The 16,828-nt window shown below is 52.3% G+C and carries 13 protein-coding genes; 4 read left to right on the forward strand and 9 right to left on the reverse strand.

Annotated features, from left to right (window positions below):
• Positions 1-14: 14 nt before the first annotated feature.
• On the reverse strand, positions 15-845 hold the full coding sequence (glpG, locus tag ACLJQJ_RS18350) for a rhomboid family intramembrane serine protease GlpG (protein WP_000928701.1): 831 nt from the start codon (positions 843-845) through the stop codon (positions 15-17).
• 75 nt (positions 846-920) lie between these two features.
• Positions 921-1,247, reverse strand: coding sequence for a thiosulfate sulfurtransferase GlpE (glpE, locus tag ACLJQJ_RS18355; protein WP_000434524.1), 327 nt, complete (start codon positions 1,245-1,247; stop codon positions 921-923).
• A gap of 198 nt (positions 1,248-1,445) precedes the next feature.
• Here glpE and glpD point away from each other — a divergent pair, with 198 nt between their 5' ends.
• Entirely contained in the window at positions 1,446-2,954 is a 1,509-nt protein-coding gene (gene glpD, locus ACLJQJ_RS18360) for a glycerol-3-phosphate dehydrogenase (RefSeq protein WP_063814080.1), read from the forward strand.
• Between the two features lie 46 nt (positions 2,955-3,000).
• Here the strand turns inward: glpD and ACLJQJ_RS18365 are convergent, their stop codons facing one another.
• From ACLJQJ_RS18365 to ACLJQJ_RS18375, 3 genes are all read right to left on the reverse strand, one after another.
• Positions 3,001-3,546: a hypothetical protein gene (locus tag ACLJQJ_RS18365; RefSeq protein WP_020899330.1), complete on the reverse strand. Its 546-nt coding sequence runs from the start codon at positions 3,544-3,546 to the stop codon at positions 3,001-3,003.
• Positions 3,547-3,555: 9 nt separating this feature from the next.
• Positions 3,556-5,052: a PstS family phosphate ABC transporter substrate-binding protein gene (locus ACLJQJ_RS18370; protein WP_063808791.1), complete on the reverse strand. Its 1,497-nt coding sequence runs from the start codon at positions 5,050-5,052 to the stop codon at positions 3,556-3,558.
• Positions 5,053-5,209: 157 nt separating this feature from the next.
• Positions 5,210-6,319 (reverse strand): glycerol dehydrogenase, encoded by a 1,110-nt coding sequence (locus tag ACLJQJ_RS18375; RefSeq protein WP_000258839.1) that lies wholly within the window; start codon positions 6,317-6,319, stop codon positions 5,210-5,212.
• Between the two features lie 337 nt (positions 6,320-6,656).
• Between ACLJQJ_RS18375 and ACLJQJ_RS18380 the strand changes: the two genes are divergently transcribed.
• Genes ACLJQJ_RS18380 through ACLJQJ_RS18390 form a run of 3 tightly spaced genes read left to right on the forward strand, consistent with a single transcriptional unit; the run spans position 6,657 to position 10,652 of the window.
• The gene (locus ACLJQJ_RS18380; RefSeq protein ID WP_001518078.1) at positions 6,657-7,991 is read left to right on the forward strand and encodes an MFS transporter; all 1,335 of its coding nucleotides are present in this window, start codon (positions 6,657-6,659) and stop codon (positions 7,989-7,991) included.
• On the forward strand, positions 7,988-9,703 hold the full coding sequence (ilvD, locus tag ACLJQJ_RS18385; protein WP_000078494.1) for a dihydroxy-acid dehydratase: 1,716 nt from the start codon (positions 7,988-7,990) through the stop codon (positions 9,701-9,703). The genes ACLJQJ_RS18380 and ilvD overlap by 4 nt, the downstream gene beginning before the upstream one ends.
• Before the next feature lie 43 nt (positions 9,704-9,746).
• Positions 9,747-10,652: a dihydrodipicolinate synthase family protein gene (locus tag ACLJQJ_RS18390; RefSeq protein WP_000192193.1), complete on the forward strand. Its 906-nt coding sequence runs from the start codon at positions 9,747-9,749 to the stop codon at positions 10,650-10,652.
• A 43-nt stretch (positions 10,653-10,695) separates the two neighbouring features.
• Here the strand turns inward: ACLJQJ_RS18390 and ACLJQJ_RS18395 are convergent, their stop codons facing one another.
• The 4 genes from ACLJQJ_RS18395 to glgC all read right to left on the reverse strand — a co-directional run bounded on the left by ACLJQJ_RS18395 (position 10,696) and on the right by glgC (position 16,824).
• Positions 10,696-11,451, reverse strand: coding sequence for an IclR family transcriptional regulator (locus tag ACLJQJ_RS18395; RefSeq protein ID WP_000724553.1), 756 nt, complete (start codon positions 11,449-11,451; stop codon positions 10,696-10,698).
• 177 nt (positions 11,452-11,628) lie between these two features.
• A complete protein-coding gene (glgP, locus tag ACLJQJ_RS18400; RefSeq protein ID WP_000993424.1) occupies positions 11,629-14,076 on the reverse strand; it encodes a glycogen phosphorylase in 2,448 nt (815 codons plus the stop codon).
• Positions 14,077-14,095: 19 nt separating this feature from the next.
• A complete protein-coding gene (glgA, locus tag ACLJQJ_RS18405; RefSeq protein WP_001197669.1) occupies positions 14,096-15,529 on the reverse strand; it encodes a glycogen synthase GlgA in 1,434 nt (477 codons plus the stop codon).
• Positions 15,529-16,824: a glucose-1-phosphate adenylyltransferase gene (gene glgC / locus ACLJQJ_RS18410; RefSeq protein WP_063808790.1), complete on the reverse strand. Its 1,296-nt coding sequence runs from the start codon at positions 16,822-16,824 to the stop codon at positions 15,529-15,531. The genes glgA and glgC overlap by 1 nt, the downstream gene beginning before the upstream one ends.
• Between the last annotated feature and the right edge of the window lie 4 nt (positions 16,825-16,828).

Here is a 16,828-nt window from a genome sequence, read left to right on the forward strand (position 1 = left end):
AGGCCGGATACGCCTCACGTTCGTTTTCGCGCATTCAGCGTATCAACAAAGGCCATCGCTAAACCGACGATAAGCCCGGCGATGTGCGCGCCGTTCGCCATAGACATGCCAAACCAGTCAAACCAACCAGCGACTATCCACAATAATGCAAAAATAATTAAGCCGCGCTGGAGGTAAATTCCGCTTTGCGGATCGCGCTCTCCGCGCAGCCACACGTACCCCATCAGCGCATAGACGACTCCAGACAGCCCGCCAAACCACGGGCCGCTAAATTTCTGCTGTACATAGCCGCTTAGCAGCGCGCTTATCACCGTAATGACGATTAATTTACCGCTGCCCAGGCGCTTCTCTACCGCCCCGCCGAGATACCACCACCACAGCAGGTTAAAAAGAATATGCATCAGTGAGAAGTGCATAAAGATATGGGTGAAGTAGCGCCAGAATTCAAATTTTAAAACCGGATCGAACGGCCACGCCAGCCACACCATCACCGTCTGATCGCCGATGAGACTCATCGCGATATAGACCAGCACGCAGGCGAGCATCACGATCCAGGTAACAGGGCCGGCTCGTTCACGCAGCGTGGCGAGAAAGGGAAAACGGCGGTAGCGTAGCCCGCTGTTAGTCTGCCCGGACTGCCAGCTAGCCGCCAGATAACGCGGATCGCCGGGATTTTCTATAAACCGCGCCAGCTCGACCCGCACACGTTCGGCCTGCGATTCATCTGCCAGCCAGATATCGCTTTGATTATGTTGCTGAATAGTAAGAATGACGCCCTGGGTGGCCATGTAATCAACAAATGCCTGCGCCACGCGAGGATTCGCAAAGGAAGTAATCATCAACATTATTGCTGTCGCTTAGTCCATACAAAAGAAGACAGTATATATACCCTTCTCGTCGGAGGCTGCATCTTTATGGGATTACGCGCCATTCGCGACATTGGCAGGGAAACGGCGATGCCAGGCCTCAAACCCGCCGTCAATGCTGTAAACCGCATCATAGCCTTGCTGGAGCAGATACTGCGCGGCGCCTTTACTACTGTTGCCGTGATAGCACATTACCATCACGGCGGTATCGAAACCATGCTCACGCATAAACGCGCCCAGCGTATCGTTAGTCAAGTGAAACGCCTGCGGCGCATGACCCATGGCATAACTTTGCGGATCGCGAATATCGACCAGCACCGCCGCGCCCTGGTGCAGTTTCTGATACGCCTCTTCTACAGTGATACATTCAAATTGTTCCATGAATCGCTCTTTCATTATTGCCGGTGAAGCCAATTAAGGCATTTTATCGCCCAGTGTACGTTGACGGAGTAGCTTAACGCCATAATGTTATACATATCACTCTAAAATGTTTTTTCGATGTTACCAATAGCGCGTTTCTTTGCTATTATGTTCGATAACGAACATTTTTGAACTTTAACGAAAGTGCAAGAGGGCAGCATGGAAACCAAAGATCTGATCGTGATAGGCGGGGGCATTAACGGTGCAGGCATCGCGGCTGATGCCGCCGGACGCGGTTTGTCCGTACTCATGCTGGAAGCGCAGGATTTGGCCTGCGCAACCTCTTCCGCCAGTTCGAAACTTATCCACGGCGGCTTACGCTACCTTGAGCACTACGAGTTCCGTCTGGTCAGCGAAGCGCTGGCAGAACGTGAAGTGCTGTTGAAAATGGCGCCGCACATCGCCTTCCCGATGCGTTTTCGTCTGCCGCACCGCCCGCATTTACGTCCGGCCTGGATGATCCGTATCGGTCTGTTTATGTACGATCACCTCGGCAAACGTACCAGTTTACCCGGTTCCACCGGTGTGCGGTTTGGCACAGATTCGGTGCTCAAACCGGAAATCGTGCGCGGATTCGAATATTCCGACTGCTGGGTAGACGATGCGCGTCTGGTGCTGGCTAACGCACAGATGGTGGTGCGTAAAGGCGGCGAAGTCCTTACCCGTACTCGCGCAACCGCCGCTCGTCGGGAAAATGGCCTGTGGATTGTCGAAGCGGAAGATATCGACACCGGTAAAAAATATGTCTGGCAGGCGCGCGGACTGGTTAACGCCACCGGACCGTGGGTCAAACAGTTCTTCGACGAAGGGATGCACCTGCCGTCGCCGTATGGCATCCGCCTGATCAAAGGCAGCCATATCGTCGTGCCGCGCGTCCATAATCAGAAGCAGGCGTATATTCTGCAAAACGAAGATAAGCGTATCGTCTTTGTCATTCCGTGGATGGAAGAGTTTTCGATCATTGGCACAACCGATGTCGAATATAAAGGCGATCCGAAAGCGGTAAAAATTGAAGAGAGCGAAATTAATTACCTGTTGAAGGTTTATAACGCGCACTTCCAGAAACAACTGGGGCGCGATGACATCGTCTGGACGTACTCCGGCGTCCGTCCGCTGTGCGATGATGAGTCCGACTCACCGCAGGCGATCACTCGCGATTATACCCTTGATATTCATGATGAAAACGGCAAAGCGCCGCTGCTTTCCGTGTTTGGCGGTAAGCTCACGACCTACCGTAAGCTGGCCGAACATGCGATGGAAAAACTGGCGTCTTATTATCCAGGCATCGGCCCGGCATGGACCAAAACGTGCGTACTGCCCGGCGGCGACATCGACGGCAGCCGCGAAGATTACGCGGCGAAGCTGCGTCGTCGTTACCCATTCCTGACGGAATCGCTGGCGCGCCACTATTCGCGCACTTACGGCAGCAACACGGAGTGGATTCTCGGCGAAGCCACATCGCTGCTTGATTTAGGCGAAGATTTCGGTCATGAGTTTTACGAAGCGGAACTCAAGTACCTGGTGGATCACGAATGGGTGCGCCGTACTGAAGATGCTATCTGGCGTCGCACCAAAGAAGGCATGTGGCTGACCGCCGAACAGCAGTCCCGCATCACCCAGTGGCTGGCGGCGTATGTTGAGAAACACCAACTTTCACTGGCGTCGTAATAAAATCCGGGGCGGTTTATACCGCCCTTTTCGCCACATACCGCATTCACTCGCCGGGTTTTGTACAGCCGGGCATATGATTAGTGATACGGTAGCGATCGACACTTATTTTGGTAATAAAGAAGGGTTTTGCCCGCGCTTCGCTATTCCAGAGAGTTTTCCCCGTTTTACACCAGCTTTTATGAGAAATGTTGGCATAATGAACCACGCTCTCCTCCCCCAGCACGCTTTCAAAATGCGCGCGTTTATCACCGTCGGCCACGCTAAAGTCAGCATAAAAAAGATTGCTGTCCAGGTTAAACGTCATCTCTATTTCACTGGCGGACGATGGAAAGAACACAGGTAGCCAGGTCCAGATACCGGATTGCTCCGGTATGGCGGCATAATCAGGAAAATAGCTTACCTGGCGATCATCGCAGGCGGTCAGCACAGCGACGATGATTAATGCCGCACCACACCGAAGAACCTGATTAATCAGCTCAGCAACAATATCTTTATGCCACGAAGTGGATTCACGCCGTGCAATACGAATATCAGCGCCGCTGGCCGGGTCTACGCCTACCCGTTCCACATATAATTTAACATCTTCCATTTAGTCCCTTTATTTCGCGGCCGGATACAGCGGCACATATCCCACATCCTGCACCAACTGCTGCCCCTGCGGGCTTAGAAACCAGTCCACCAGCTTTTGTGTTTCCGCTGTGGGGTGTTCACGGGTAACCATATAAACATCAACCGTGTACGGGTAACTACCGTTACGAATATTTTCAACCGTCGGCGCAACATCGTTTATCGCCAGTAATTTAATCTCTTTATTGCTGTGCATCTGCGTAGCGTAATAACGAAAGGTATAGCCAATGGCGTTGTGCGTATTGCGATACTCAGCCACGATATCCACCATTTCCCCCATCGCGGTTGCCACTGATGTTGTTTGCGCTGGCATCAGCTTTGTTTCTTTCATTACCTTCGCCAGCATCGCCGTTTGGCTGCCAGAGTTTTCCGGTCGCTGCCAGGGCTTAATGTCGATTGCCTCTCCGCCCACCTCATTCCAGTGGGTGATTCTTCCGCTAAAAATGCCGCGAATTTGTACATCACTCAACGATGACACGGGATTGTTTTGGTTGACGATAAACACAAACGCTTCACGTGCAAAGGGGGTGTAAACCAGTTTTACGCCACTGGCCTCGGCCAATTGCTTTTGAGCAGTGGAAGGCTGGGCGACAAAAATAAGATCGGCATTACCGTTAAGGATATTTTGATAGGCTTCAATGGTTCCCTGGTTTTCAAGGTAGTCTTCAGGGCAGATATCATCCGGAAAGCGCGTAAGCGCATAAAAAGCCGAGGCGTATAACGGCAAGCCAGCCGTTGCGCCATCGAGCCGCGGCCAATTTTGAGTGAGCAAAAGTGTCGGTTCATCGCGCAGCCCGGTTAGCTTGTTGCCCCATGTGTGCGCCTGATAATCGCGGAAATAAAGATATTCACTGCTCTCGGGAGCGGGATACTTCACGGCATAAAGATGTGACTGGTATACGGCACAGCTCCCGAAAAACAGCAGGCAAATCACCAGCAGATTACGACAAGAGTAGCCCGCACCACCGCGTAGCACTCCCCAACGCGCACCGCCATACCCTAATGCAAAACAGAGCTGCGAGCCAACCGGGATGAGCAACACTGCCCATACCCAGCCGTTGAAAAAGGATATTACGCTGGGTACTAACCAAAGCGTTTGCACTACCTGGGCGATGGGTTTACGCCCTATCGCGCGAATATTAAGATCGGTGAGAAACATCAGGATGACCCACCCCATCAGCACCACCAGAGCGGGCATAAGCAGGCAGCAATCACGCCATTCTGGATTTACCTCTGATGCATTTCCCTTTCCCCATATCCGGCCACAAAGAAAAATTAACCCTGCGCCCAGAAGCGCTACCGGGATAATGGTCGCCTTCTCAATAGATTGCGCGACGGGGATACTATTTTCAAGAACGCTAATGCACGCCCACATTCCCCCCACGATAATCGTAATAATGTTCACCAGCAGCGGCACGCCGATAAACGCCATTATGATTGACAAAAAAAGCCACTTAGCATTTTTCACTTTTCTATCCGCTAATCCCTGCGATAGCGGAAGTATAAACCCGGTAGTCCTGAGCACCCCCCATGCATTTTTCTGAAATCGCGACGTTAAAACATTCACGATAGCGGCAGGCAGAAGTTGAAAGTTCCGGCTGCCGTTTTTTATTTACAGGCTCACATTAACCTGCAAGATCGATCTTTTTCCGCGCCTGCCCAACAGCATCGGCGGCCCGCAATGCCGCCTGAACGGCCTCCGGCGTAATGGTAAACGGCTCGTTGTGTATCGTTTCCCCGGTTTGACAAGACGCCCTGGCAACGGCCAGCAGTTCATCATCGCTAACGCCAGCCAGACCAATATCCGCCAGCGTGGTGGGCAAGCCTATATCTTCACAAAATTGATAAACCTCCTCGATAAGCTCAGGCGCTCTATCGGTGAGCATAAGCATTGCCAGCGTGCCAAACGCAACCTTTTCCCCATGCCAGTATTTGTGCGTGGCGGGCAGTACCGTCAGACCATTATGAATAGCGTGCGCCGCCGCCAGCCCACCGCTTTCAAAACCGAGCCCGGATAATAGCGTATTCGCTTCGATAACATGTTCGAGCGCCGGAGTAACCTGATGTTGTTCACAGGCAAGCTTCGCCAGGCGCCCATAGCGCATCAAGGTGGTGTAGCAAAAGCGCGCCAGCTCAAATGCGGTCATCGGTCCTGGCCTGGTGGTCATATTGCCTGCCCCTTTGATGCGGCAATCTTCCGCTTCAAACCAGGTTGCCAGCGCATCGCCTATCCCGGAAACCAAAAAGCGTACCGGCGCGGCAGCAATAATACTGCTGTCCACCAGCACAAGTGTCGGGTTACGTGGAATCATCAGGTAGCGTTTGAATTTCCCTTCTGGCGTATAGATAACAACCAGTGAACTGCACGGCGCATCCGTTGAGGCCAGAGTAGGAACCACGGCAATAGGCAGCCGCAGGCTGGCGCCGGTTGCTTTTGCCGTATCCAGGGTTTTCCCCCCCCCCATACCAACAATCACATCGGCGCCAATTTCCTGCGCACGTGCGGAGATACGAGCAATTTCCTCATCACTGCACTCGCTACTGAACACTTCGATATCAAATTCAATCACCCCGTGCAGTGCTGTCGCAACTGTATCCCGGTAGGTGTTGTGAACAACAGGATCCTGCAAAATCAGCGCCTTATGACCGAGTGCGGCCAATTCCTGCGGGAGATGCGTTGTCAACGCTCCTTTACCCTGAACATATCGTGACGGAAAGATCGCGGTAGTAACCATTGTTTCTCCTTAAAAAGCATTAAAGTTCAATATACAGAACAAAAATTCCACATAAAGAATTTAATGCTGTTTACTCTGAACGCACAATGACCAGGTGAGAGCATCATCTTATCCTGTGAGGCAGCGCACAATTTTGGCTATGTATTAGACCGATGAGCAGTTTCCAGTGGGTTATCCGCTCTTTCTCACCTTATCTCCGTTCATTTTTGAAGCAAATCACAAAATATAACCTTCCTTAGAGTATGGAATTGACGCTGTATGAATACGTCGGCATAGTGTCAATATACAGAACAGTAGTTCCATATACAGAACATATTTTTGATACTAAAGGGATGCAATGATGAGCATTGAAATAGAGAAACCGACCACACGAGGGCGCTGGCTGCATATTATTCCAGCCACGATCCTCGTTTATATCGTGGCCTATATGGACAGGACCAATATCGCCATTGGGATCGCAGGCGGCATGGATGAAGATTTAGGCATGACGGCTTCTTTTGCCGGTCTGGTCGCCGGGATCTTCTTTATTGGTTATATCTTCCTGCAAATTCCCGGCGGTCAGATAGCCGAGCGGCTAAGCGCCAAAAAGTTAATTGCCTGGACAATCGTCGCCTGGGGTGGCTTTGCCCTGCTGACCGGTTTTGTTCAGACACCGACGCAGTTGTTGATTATTCGCTTTGTGCTCGGCGTGGCGGAAGGTGCTGTGTATCCCGCCATTCTGGCGCTGATTGGCCACTGGTTCCCAAATGAGGAGCGCGCCAGGGCTATCGCCTATTTCCAGATGAACCTGGCCGTCGCTTCTATTATTACCGGGCCGCTTTCCGGCTGGCTTATTGAAACCTACGGCTGGCGAGAGATGTTTATCATCGAAGGCTTGCTCTCTCTGGGACTGCTCTTTGTCTGGCTACCTTTGGTTTCCGATCACCCGCATCAGGCAAAGTGGCTGGATCCGAAAGAGCGCGCCTGGATCGAACAAAAATTGCTGGCCGATCGCGCGTTGAGTATTGGCGGAGAGCAAAGCAGCATTCGCGGCGTATTAAAAAGCATCAACCTGTGGAAGCTTGTAGGTATCTATTTCTTCGTACAGGTCGGCTTCTATGGCTTCGCACTATGGATGCCAAATCTGATTAAACACCTGACCGGCAGCGGCATGACCATCGTTGGGGTACTCACTGCGGCGCCTTACGTTCTGTGCATTATCGGTCAGTATTACATCGCCAAATGGTGTGATAAGACGATGAATCGCCGCCTTTACACGGCTATTCCTCTGCTGGGTTTCGCGGTCTGCCTCGCCCTCTCCTTATTACTGAAAGATAACGTCTGGCTCGCCTACGGCATGATGGTTATTTGCGGGTTCTTCCTGCAAGCCTATGCCGGTCCATTCTGGACGCTGCCGCCATTACTCTTCGCCCCCAACGTTCTGGGCGGCGTGCGCGGCACGATCAACGCCCTGGGCAACATCGGCGGGTTTATCGGTCCGTACCTCGTCGGGCTGTTAACGGTGACGTTCTCGCAAACAGCAGGAATGACCGTACTGGTTGCCGCACTGCTTATCGCCGTTGGACTGCTTTTCAGCTTGCCTTCTGTTACCGCTCGTCCTGCAGGTAGCAGCAACACACCTAACACCTCGACGCCGGGTGCGTCACTTAAACAGGAAGGAATCGCCAAATGAGCCAAAAATGTCAACATGCTCGCGATCTGTGGTCGCAGCTCGACGCCCTGCGTCTTGGAATGAATTACAGCAAAGAAGATGTCAATAAACTGCAGGTCCTGGTGGATGATTGCTATGGCGAAAGTCATCCGGGCAGTTTCCATCTTAACCAACTGGGCGATGAAGCCGTGCTGGGTGTTCATGAAAGCGGCGGTCGCGCGGTCCGTCACCATGTGACGGATATCTGCGACGGCTGGGGTCAGGGCCACGATGGGATGAATTACATCCTGGCATCTCGAGAAGCTATTGCCAACATGGTCGAAATTCATGCCTCAGTGGTGCCTTATGATGCCGGTATTCTGATCTCAAGCTGCGATAAATCTATCCCGGCGCATCTGATTGCCGCCGCACGCCTGAACCTGCCGCTGCTGCATATTCCCGGCGGTTCTATGCGTCCGGCACCGAATATGAGTACTTCTGACCTCGGCGGGATCACTGCTAAGTTGAAGAAAGGCGAAATCGGCATTCAGCAAGTAGAAGCCATGCAGCAATGCGGTTGCCCCACCGCCGGAGCCTGCCAGTTTATGGGAACGGCCAGTACCATGCAGTGCATGTCGGAGGCATTGGGGCTGGCCCTGCCAGGCAGCGCTTTGCTGCCATCAACCCTGGCGGAAATTCGCCGCGTTGCCAGAACCGCAGGCCACCAGGCGCTATATCTGGCGGAGAAAAATATCACCACCCATAAGATCCTGACTCCTGCGGCGTTTGAAAATGCTATCAAAGTCCATGCTGCTATTGGTGGCAGCACCAATGCGATGATCCACCTTCCGGCCATCGCTCATGAACTTGGATGGGAGCTGAAGCCCGAACTGTTTGATCGGATCAATAACGAAATCCCTTATCTGACCAATATTCAGCCCAGCGGTGAATACGTTACCGAAATGATGTGGTTCGCTGGCGGCGTGCCAATGGTGCAATGGTATCTGCGCGATTATCTGGATCTTGATGTTCTTACCGTGACTGGCCGTACGCTCGGCGACAACCTGGAAATGCTCCATCAATCTGGCTTCTTTACACGCAACCACGGTTACCTCAACAATTACAAAGTCAGTCCGGAGGAGGTGATCCGTAAACCAGAAAATGCCACCAAAAAAGGGTCGATTGCGGTACTGAAAGGCAACATTGCGCCTGAAGGAGCGGTCATTAAATACGCGGCCTGTGCGCCGGATATGCACCACCATACCGGTCCGGCTCGGGTCTTTAACTCCGAAGAAGACGCTCAGCAGGCCATCATCCATAACCATATCGAACCCGGCGACGTCATTTTCATTCGCTACGAAGGCGCAAAAGGCTCTGGCGCACCGGAAATGCTGATGACCACCGATGCCATCGTGTATGACAAACGCCTCGACGGAAAAGTCGCATTGATTACCGACGGTCGTTTCTCTGGAGCGACCAGCGGGCCATGTGTCGGACACGTCTCGCCAGAAGCCGCTGATGGCGGGCCGATTGCCCTGGTGGAAGATGGTGATTTAATCGAAATGGATGTGAAAGGCCGCAAGCTCAATATTGTAGGGATCGACGGGATGCCTAAAACAGAAGAGGAAATACGCCGCTGTCTTGAAGAGCGTCGAGCAAGCTGGAAGAAACCTGATTATTCAAACCGTCGCGGCGTCTTTAAACAGTTCACCGCTAATGCAACATCATTAATGGCCGGAGCCTGGCTTAAATAATATCCCTGGCGGGCTACGGCTCGCCTGTTTTAAGGATCAATACATGACTCAGATTACGAAATTTCACGGCGTATTTCCGCCAGTTCCGACCATTGTTAATGCGCAGGGAGAGTTAGATAAAGTCGGCATGGCAACCTTGCTGGATCATCTTATTGCAAGCAAGGTCAATGGCGTATTACTGCTGGGCAGTGGAGGGGAATTTTGCCATATGACCAATGCGCTGCGTCTGGAAACCGCAGAGTTTTGCGTCCGTCATATTAACCGCCGTATTCCAGTACTATTAGGTATTAGCAGCACCAGCACGCAGGAAGTGATTGAGTATGGTCAGCATGCCGACCGACTCGAAGTCGATGCCGTGCTGGTACTCAATCCCTACTATGCCAGATTGACCGATGAGTATATTTATCATCATTTCAAAACCGTGGCTAATAACATAAAAAGCCCGGTGATTCTCTACAACTTTCCAGCATTGACGGGACAGGACCTTAGCGTTGATTTAATTACCCGGCTGGCGCAAGATCACCCCAATATTATCGGCATTAAGGATACCGTTGATAATATCAGCCATATTCGTGAAATCATCAATAATGTCAGGCCAGTGCGTCCGGACTTCGTTATTTTCTCCGGCTATGATGAATATATGATGGATACGCTTATCTTAGGCGGCAACGGCGGGATCCCAGCGACAGCGAACTTTGCGCCGCAGCTAACCTGCGGGATCTACCGTGCGTGGTGTGAAAAAGAGTATGAGACAATGTTCGGATTACAGCGCAGGCTGTCCGCGCTTTCCACTATTTACAGCCTGGATTCACCTTTCTTCGGGATAATCAAAAAGGCAATTCAGCTTAGCGGAGTCGATATTTCAACTCATGTAATGCCCCCCGTTTTGCCGGCAAATGAAGAACATATTTCGAATTTGAAGCAGATCTTACAGCGTGCGGGACTTTAAGCGATGACGAAAGCGGGCTTCTTGCCCGCTGTGTCTTTTTATTTCAGCACATCAGACGCGTCAGGCTACGGCTGGCATCCATCATCAGCGTAGCAAGCGACTCGCGTTTATCATCGGGGATCTGGAACGTAACGCCGGATACGCTCAGGGCGGCGATCACTTTCCCCTGCGTATTGAATACCGGCACCGCAATGCAGCGCACGCCAAGGGAGTCTTCTTCGTTATCATAACCCCAGCCGCGACGGCGAATTCCTGCTAACTCCTGCTTAAGGATATTCACATCTGTGATCGTCGTATCCGTAAAACGCGTTAATATCTGATCTGGAGGCAGCAATTCCTCCAGCTCTTCCCCGCTAAGCCATGCAATCAGCACCTTCCCCAGCCCTGAGCTATGTAATGAGAGGCGCTTGCCCTCCCAGCTTCGAATCACAATAGCCTGTGGGCTTTCGACTTTCAGAAGGTAAATAGGGGCATCGCCCTCCAGAACGCCAAGATGGCAGGTCAGGCCGGTGTTATCGCGAATCTCTTCAAGAATCGGTAACGCGATTTTTTTAATGTCATACTGTTCCGCCGCTTTATTACCTAATTCATACAGGCGTAGCCCCAGATAATACTTGTCTTTTTCCTGGCGTAATAACCCATGCTCCACCATGCCGTTGAGCAAAGATGAGGTACTGCTTTTCGCAATCCCTGAATTTTGATGGATCTGGGTAAACGTTGCGCCATCGCACTCCAGAAGGTAAGCAAATACGCGCATAATTTTATCGAGAGCCGGAATAGATGTCGTAATCTTTTTCATATTATTATCAATTAATTATGGATTTTTCTGCTAATACTATACACCAGTACTCAACCCTTTTTCCATGACAGAGACCAAGTGCCGCTAACAGATTCAGCAGACGAATATCGGCATACCCCCCGAATATACCACGATAAAAAACGGGGCCGTTTGGCCCCGTTCTCAAGCGTTAAACCGCTACAACCGCACCGGATCAATATGCCAGATATTTTCGGCATACTCTTTGATGGTTCTGTCCGATGAGAAGTAGCCCATATTGGCAATGTTGAGCATCGCTTTCGTCGTCCATTCTTCCGGGCGACGATACAACTCATCCACCTTATCCTGGCAGTCCACGTAGCTGCGGTAGTCCGCCAGCACCTGATAGTGATCGCCAAAGTTAATCAGCGAATCTACCAGATCGCGGTAACGGCCTGGCTCTTCCGGATTAAAGACGCCGCTACCAATCTGCGTCAGTACCTGATGTAGCTCTTCATCTTTTTCATAATAGTCGCGAGGCTTATAACCCTGCCTGCGCAACGCTTCCACCTCTTCGGCAGTATTACCGAAGATAAAGATATTCTCCTCGCCGACATGCTCCTGCATCTCTACGTTCGCGCCATCCAGCGTACCAATGGTGAGCGCGCCGTTCAGGGCAAATTTCATATTACTGGTGCCGGAAGCTTCTGTCCCTGCCAGCGAAATCTGCTCAGACAGGTCGGCAGCGGGAATGATTACCTGCGCCAGGCTGACGCTGTAGTTCGGGATAAACACTACTTTCAGCTTGTCGCCAATCTGCGGATCGTTGTTAATCACTTTCGCCACGTCGTTGATCAGATGAATAATGTGTTTTGCCATGTAATAGGCGGAAGCCGCCTTACCAGCAAAAATATTCACCCGCGGCACCCAGTCGGCCTCCGGATTTTCTTTAATGCGGTTATAGCGGGTAATGACATGCAGTACATTCATCAACTGCCGCTTGTATTCGTGAATACGCTTGATCTGCACGTCGAATAACGCTTTAGGGTTCACCACCACATTCAGTTGTTGCGCTATCACTACCGCCAGCCGCTTTTTATTTTCCAGCTTCGCCTGACGCACCGCATGATTGACCAGCGGATAATCACAATGCTGCTTCAGCTCGCTGAGCTGACTAAGATCGGTACGCCAGGTACGACCAATATTCTCATCCAGCACGTCAGAAAGCGGCGGGTTTGCCAGCGCCAGCCAGCGGCGCGGCGTAACGCCGTTCGTGACGTTACAAAAACGGGTCGGGAAAATCTTCGCAAAATCCGCGAACAGCGACTGCACCATCAGGTTGGAATGGAGTTCAGAAACGCCGTTGACTTTATGGCTGACCACCACCGCCAGCCAGGCCATCCGTACCCGGCGACCGTTCGACTCATCAATAATCGACGCGCGTCCAAGCAGGCTGGTATCGTTGGGATATTGCTCCTGCAACGTTTTCAGGAAATAGTCGTTAATCTCGAAGATAATCTGCAGGTGACGGGGCAGAATTTTCCCCAGCATATCGACAGGCCAGGTCTCCAGCGCCTCGCTCATCAACGTATGGTTGGTATAAGAGAAGACCTGACAGCACACCTCAAACGCGTCGTCCCAGCTAAATTTATGTTCATCAATCAGCAGGCGCATCAGCTCCGGAATTGAAAGCACCGGATGCGTATCATTGAGGTGAATGGCGATTTTATCCGCCAGATTCTCATAGGTTTTATGCAGTTGATAATGACGGTGCAGGATATCCTGTACCGTCGCCGAGACCAGAAAATACTCCTGGCGCAGGCGCAGCTCGCGTCCGGAATAGGTGGAATCGTCCGGGTAGAGCACCCGTGAAACGTTCTCAGAGTGGTTTTTATCTTCCACCGCCGCAAAGTAGTCGCCCTGGTTGAATTTACCGAGATTGATTTCACTACTGGCCTGCGCATTCCACAGCCGCAGTGTGTTAGTGGCGTCGGTGTCGTAACCGGGGATGATCTGATCATACGCGACGGCCAGAATCTCTTCCGTCTCAATCCAGCGCGCTTTTTTACCTTCCTGCTGAATGCGCCCGCCAAAAAGCACCTTATAGCGCGTATTGTGGCGCTTGAACTCCCACGGGTTGCCATATTCCAGCCAGTAATCCGGAGATTCTTTTTGCCGCCCGTCGACAATATTCTGCTTAAACATGCCGTAATCGTAGCGAATGCCATACCCGCGACCCGGTAATCCTAGCGTCGCCAGCGAGTCCAGGAAGCAAGCCGCCAGCCGTCCTAAGCCGCCGTTGCCAAGCCCTGGGTCATTCTCTTCATCGATCAGCTCTTCGAGATCTAAGCCCATGGCCTCCAGCGCGCCTTTAACGTCATCATAAATGCCCAGCGAGAGCAGCGCGTTAGAGAGGGTACGACCAATCAAAAACTCCATCGACAGGTAATAAACCTGCCGGGTTTCCTGCGATAATTGGGCTCGATTAGAACGCAGCCAGCGCTCCACCAGACGATCGCGCACCGCGAACAACGTGGCGTTCAGCCATTCATGTTTATTGGCAATGACCGGGTCTTTACCAATCGTAAACATCAGCTTATAGGCAATAGAATGCTTAAGCGCCTCAACGCTGAGTGTGGGCGATGCATAAGTAAACGGAGCATTCATATAAATGATTCCTGGATGACTATTTCAAGCGATAGTACAGCTCGCGGTATGATTTCGCGGCAACTTGCCAGCTAAAATCCATCGCCATCGCCTGCCGTTGTACAAACCGCCAAAGCGAAGGCCGTGACCACAACACAAAAGCACGCCGAATCGCGCGTAGCAACGACCAGGCGTTACTGTCTTCGAAGACAAAACCGCTGGCGATACCGTCCGCCAGATTTTCCAGCGAACTGTCGGAGACCGTATCGGCCAACCCCCCGGTACGTCGCACCAGAGGCAGCGTGCCATACTTTAAGCCATATAACTGCGTTAAGCCGCACGGTTCGAAACGACTGGGCACCAGAATAACGTCCGCGCCGCCCATAATGCGATGCGAGAAAGCTTCGTGATAGCCGATCTGTACGCCAACCTGCCCTGGGTGTTCCGCCGCCGCTGCGAGGAACCCCTCCTGAAGCACCGGATCGCCCGCGCCGAGTAGCGCCAACTGCCCGCCCTGCTCCAGCAGCCCCGGTAACGCCTCCAGCACCAGATCCAGACCTTTCTGGTTGGTCAGACGGCTTACCACGGCGAACAGCGGCACTTTGTCGTTAACCTTCAACCCCATCGCAATTTGTAGCTGACGTTTGTTTTCCGCCTTCTCTTCCAGGGTATCGCGCGTGTAGCGCGACGCCAGCAGCAGATCGGATTCCGGGTTCCAGATCTTCTCATCCACGCCGTTCAGTATGCCGGACAAGCGCCCTTCCAGATGACGCTGGCGCAGCAGGCCTTCCATACCATAAGCAAACTGCGGTTCGGTAATTTCACGCGCATAGGTCGGGCTCACCGCCGTAATATGGTCGGCATAGTACAAACCGGCCTTCAAAAAGGAGAGTTGTCCGTTGAACTCCAGCCCATGCATATTAAAGAATGACCACGGCAGTTCGATGTCATCCATATGCTTTGCATAAAACATGCCTTGATAGGCCAGGTTGTGTACGGTAAAGACCGATTTCGCCGGCCGCCCGCGCGCCGCCAGATAGGCGGGCGCCAGCCCGGCGTGCCAGTCATGGGCGTGCACCACGTCGGGGCGCCAGAATGGATCAAGTCCGCAGGCCATTTCACAGCCGACCCACCCTAACAGGGCAAAGCGCAGCACGTTATCGGTATAGGCATATAAATTCGTATCGTGATAGGGACTGCCTGGACGCTCGTACAGATGCGGCGCGTCGATCAGATAAATGCCCACGCCGTTATAATGCCCGAACAGCAGCGATATCTTACCTGCGAAAGTATCGCGGCGGCTCACCACATGCGCGTCGGGTATCCCCCGACGGATATCGGGAAACCCTGGAAGCAGAACGCGAACATCAACACCATCCGCAATTTGTGCCGCAGGCAACGCGCCTATCACATCCGCCAGCCCCCCAGTCTTCAGCAGGGGGAACATCTCTGAACATACATGTAAAACCTGCATTATCGCTCCTGTTTGACCTGCAGTTTGCGCAGCATTTCACGCGTGACCAGTACAATACCTTCTTCTGAACGGTAGAAACGACGAGCGTCCTCTTCCGCATTTTCACCAATCACCATGCCTTCCGGGATAATACAGGCACGGTCAATAACACAGCGACGTAAACGGCAGGAGCGCCCTACCCAAACCTCAGGTAACAACACTGCCGAATCAATATTACAAAAAGAATTTATTCTCACCCGTGGGAAGAGCACAGATTGCACCACCACCGAACCGGAGATAATGCAGCCGCCGGAGACCAGCGAGTTCAGCGTCATACCGTGGCTACCTGAGCGGTCCTGCACGAATTTCGCAGGCGGTAGCGATTCCATATGCGTACGGATAGGCCAGTTCTGGTCATACATATCCAGCTCCGGCGTCACCGAGGCTAAATCCAGGTTCGCCTTCCAGTAAGCTTCCAGCGTACCTACATCGCGCCAGTACGGTTCGGCTTGTGGATCGGACTGCACGCAGGAGAGCGGGAAAGGATGCGCGTAAGCCATACCTTCGCGGGTGATTTTGGGGATAATGTCTTTACCGAAATCGTGGCTGGACGCGTCATCTTTATCGTCTGCCGCCAGCAATTCATACAGGTAATCGGCGTCAAAAACGTAAATGCCCATACTGGCCAGCGCTTTGCTGGTGTCACCAGGCATTGCGGGGGGATTCGCCGGTTTTTCGACAAAATCAATAATCTTGTCGCTTTCATCGACCGCCATCACGCCGAACGCCGTCGCTTCTTTGATCGGCACCGGCATACAGGCCACCGTGCAACGCGCGCCCTTTTCAACGTGATCGATCAACATACGCGAGTAGTCCTGCTTGTAGATATGATCGCCTGCCAGGATGACGACATATTCCGCTTTATAGCGACGAATAATATCCAGGTTCTGAGTCACCGCGTCTGCCGTGCCGCGATACCAGTTTTCGCCCTTCATACGCTGTTGGGCTGGCAGCAGATCGACAAATTCGTTCATCTCTTCGCTAAACAGTGACCAGCCGCGCTGAATATGCTGCACCAGCGTGTGGGACTGATACTGAGTGATCACGCCGATACGGCGAATCCCGGAGTTCAGACAATTAGATAAGGCGAAATCGATGATGCGGAACTTCCCACCAAAGTGGACGGCTGGTTTGGCGCGTTTGTTCGTTAAATCTTTTAGACGCGTGCCGCGGCCGCCGGCCAGGATTAGGGCAACAGATTTCAATGGCAGCTGGCGCGCCAACATTACACGATCGTTCTTCTCTAAACTCACCATGATT

It is taken from the genome of Salmonella sp. SAL04202 (assembly GCF_046550775.1).
Lineage (GTDB): Bacteria > Pseudomonadota > Gammaproteobacteria > Enterobacterales > Enterobacteriaceae > Salmonella > Salmonella enterica.

Bases quoted from the DNA above. Each gene is read 5' to 3' on its own strand.
- glpG (WP_000928701.1), bottom strand. From the start codon at position 845: ATGTTGATGATTACTTCCTTTGCGAATCCTCGCGTGGCGCAGGCATTT.
- glpE (WP_000434524.1), bottom strand. From the start codon at position 1,247: ATGGAACAATTTGAATGTATCACTGTAGAAGAGGCGTATCAGAAACTG.
- glpD (WP_063814080.1), top strand. From the start codon at position 1,446: ATGGAAACCAAAGATCTGATCGTGATAGGCGGGGGCATTAACGGTGCA.
- ACLJQJ_RS18365 (WP_020899330.1), bottom strand. From the start codon at position 3,546: ATGGAAGATGTTAAATTATATGTGGAACGGGTAGGCGTAGACCCGGCC.
- ACLJQJ_RS18375 (WP_000258839.1), bottom strand. From the start codon at position 6,319: ATGGTTACTACCGCGATCTTTCCGTCACGATATGTTCAGGGTAAAGGA.
- ACLJQJ_RS18380 (WP_001518078.1), top strand. From the start codon at position 6,657: ATGATGAGCATTGAAATAGAGAAACCGACCACACGAGGGCGCTGGCTG.
- ilvD (WP_000078494.1), top strand. From the start codon at position 7,988: ATGAGCCAAAAATGTCAACATGCTCGCGATCTGTGGTCGCAGCTCGAC.
- ACLJQJ_RS18390 (WP_000192193.1), top strand. From the start codon at position 9,747: ATGACTCAGATTACGAAATTTCACGGCGTATTTCCGCCAGTTCCGACC.
- ACLJQJ_RS18395 (WP_000724553.1), bottom strand. From the start codon at position 11,451: ATGAAAAAGATTACGACATCTATTCCGGCTCTCGATAAAATTATGCGC.
- glgP (WP_000993424.1), bottom strand. From the start codon at position 14,076: ATGAATGCTCCGTTTACTTATGCATCGCCCACACTCAGCGTTGAGGCG.
- glgA (WP_001197669.1), bottom strand. From the start codon at position 15,529: ATGCAGGTTTTACATGTATGTTCAGAGATGTTCCCCCTGCTGAAGACT.
- glgC (WP_063808790.1), bottom strand. From the start codon at position 16,824: ATGGTGAGTTTAGAGAAGAACGATCGTGTAATGTTGGCGCGCCAGCTG.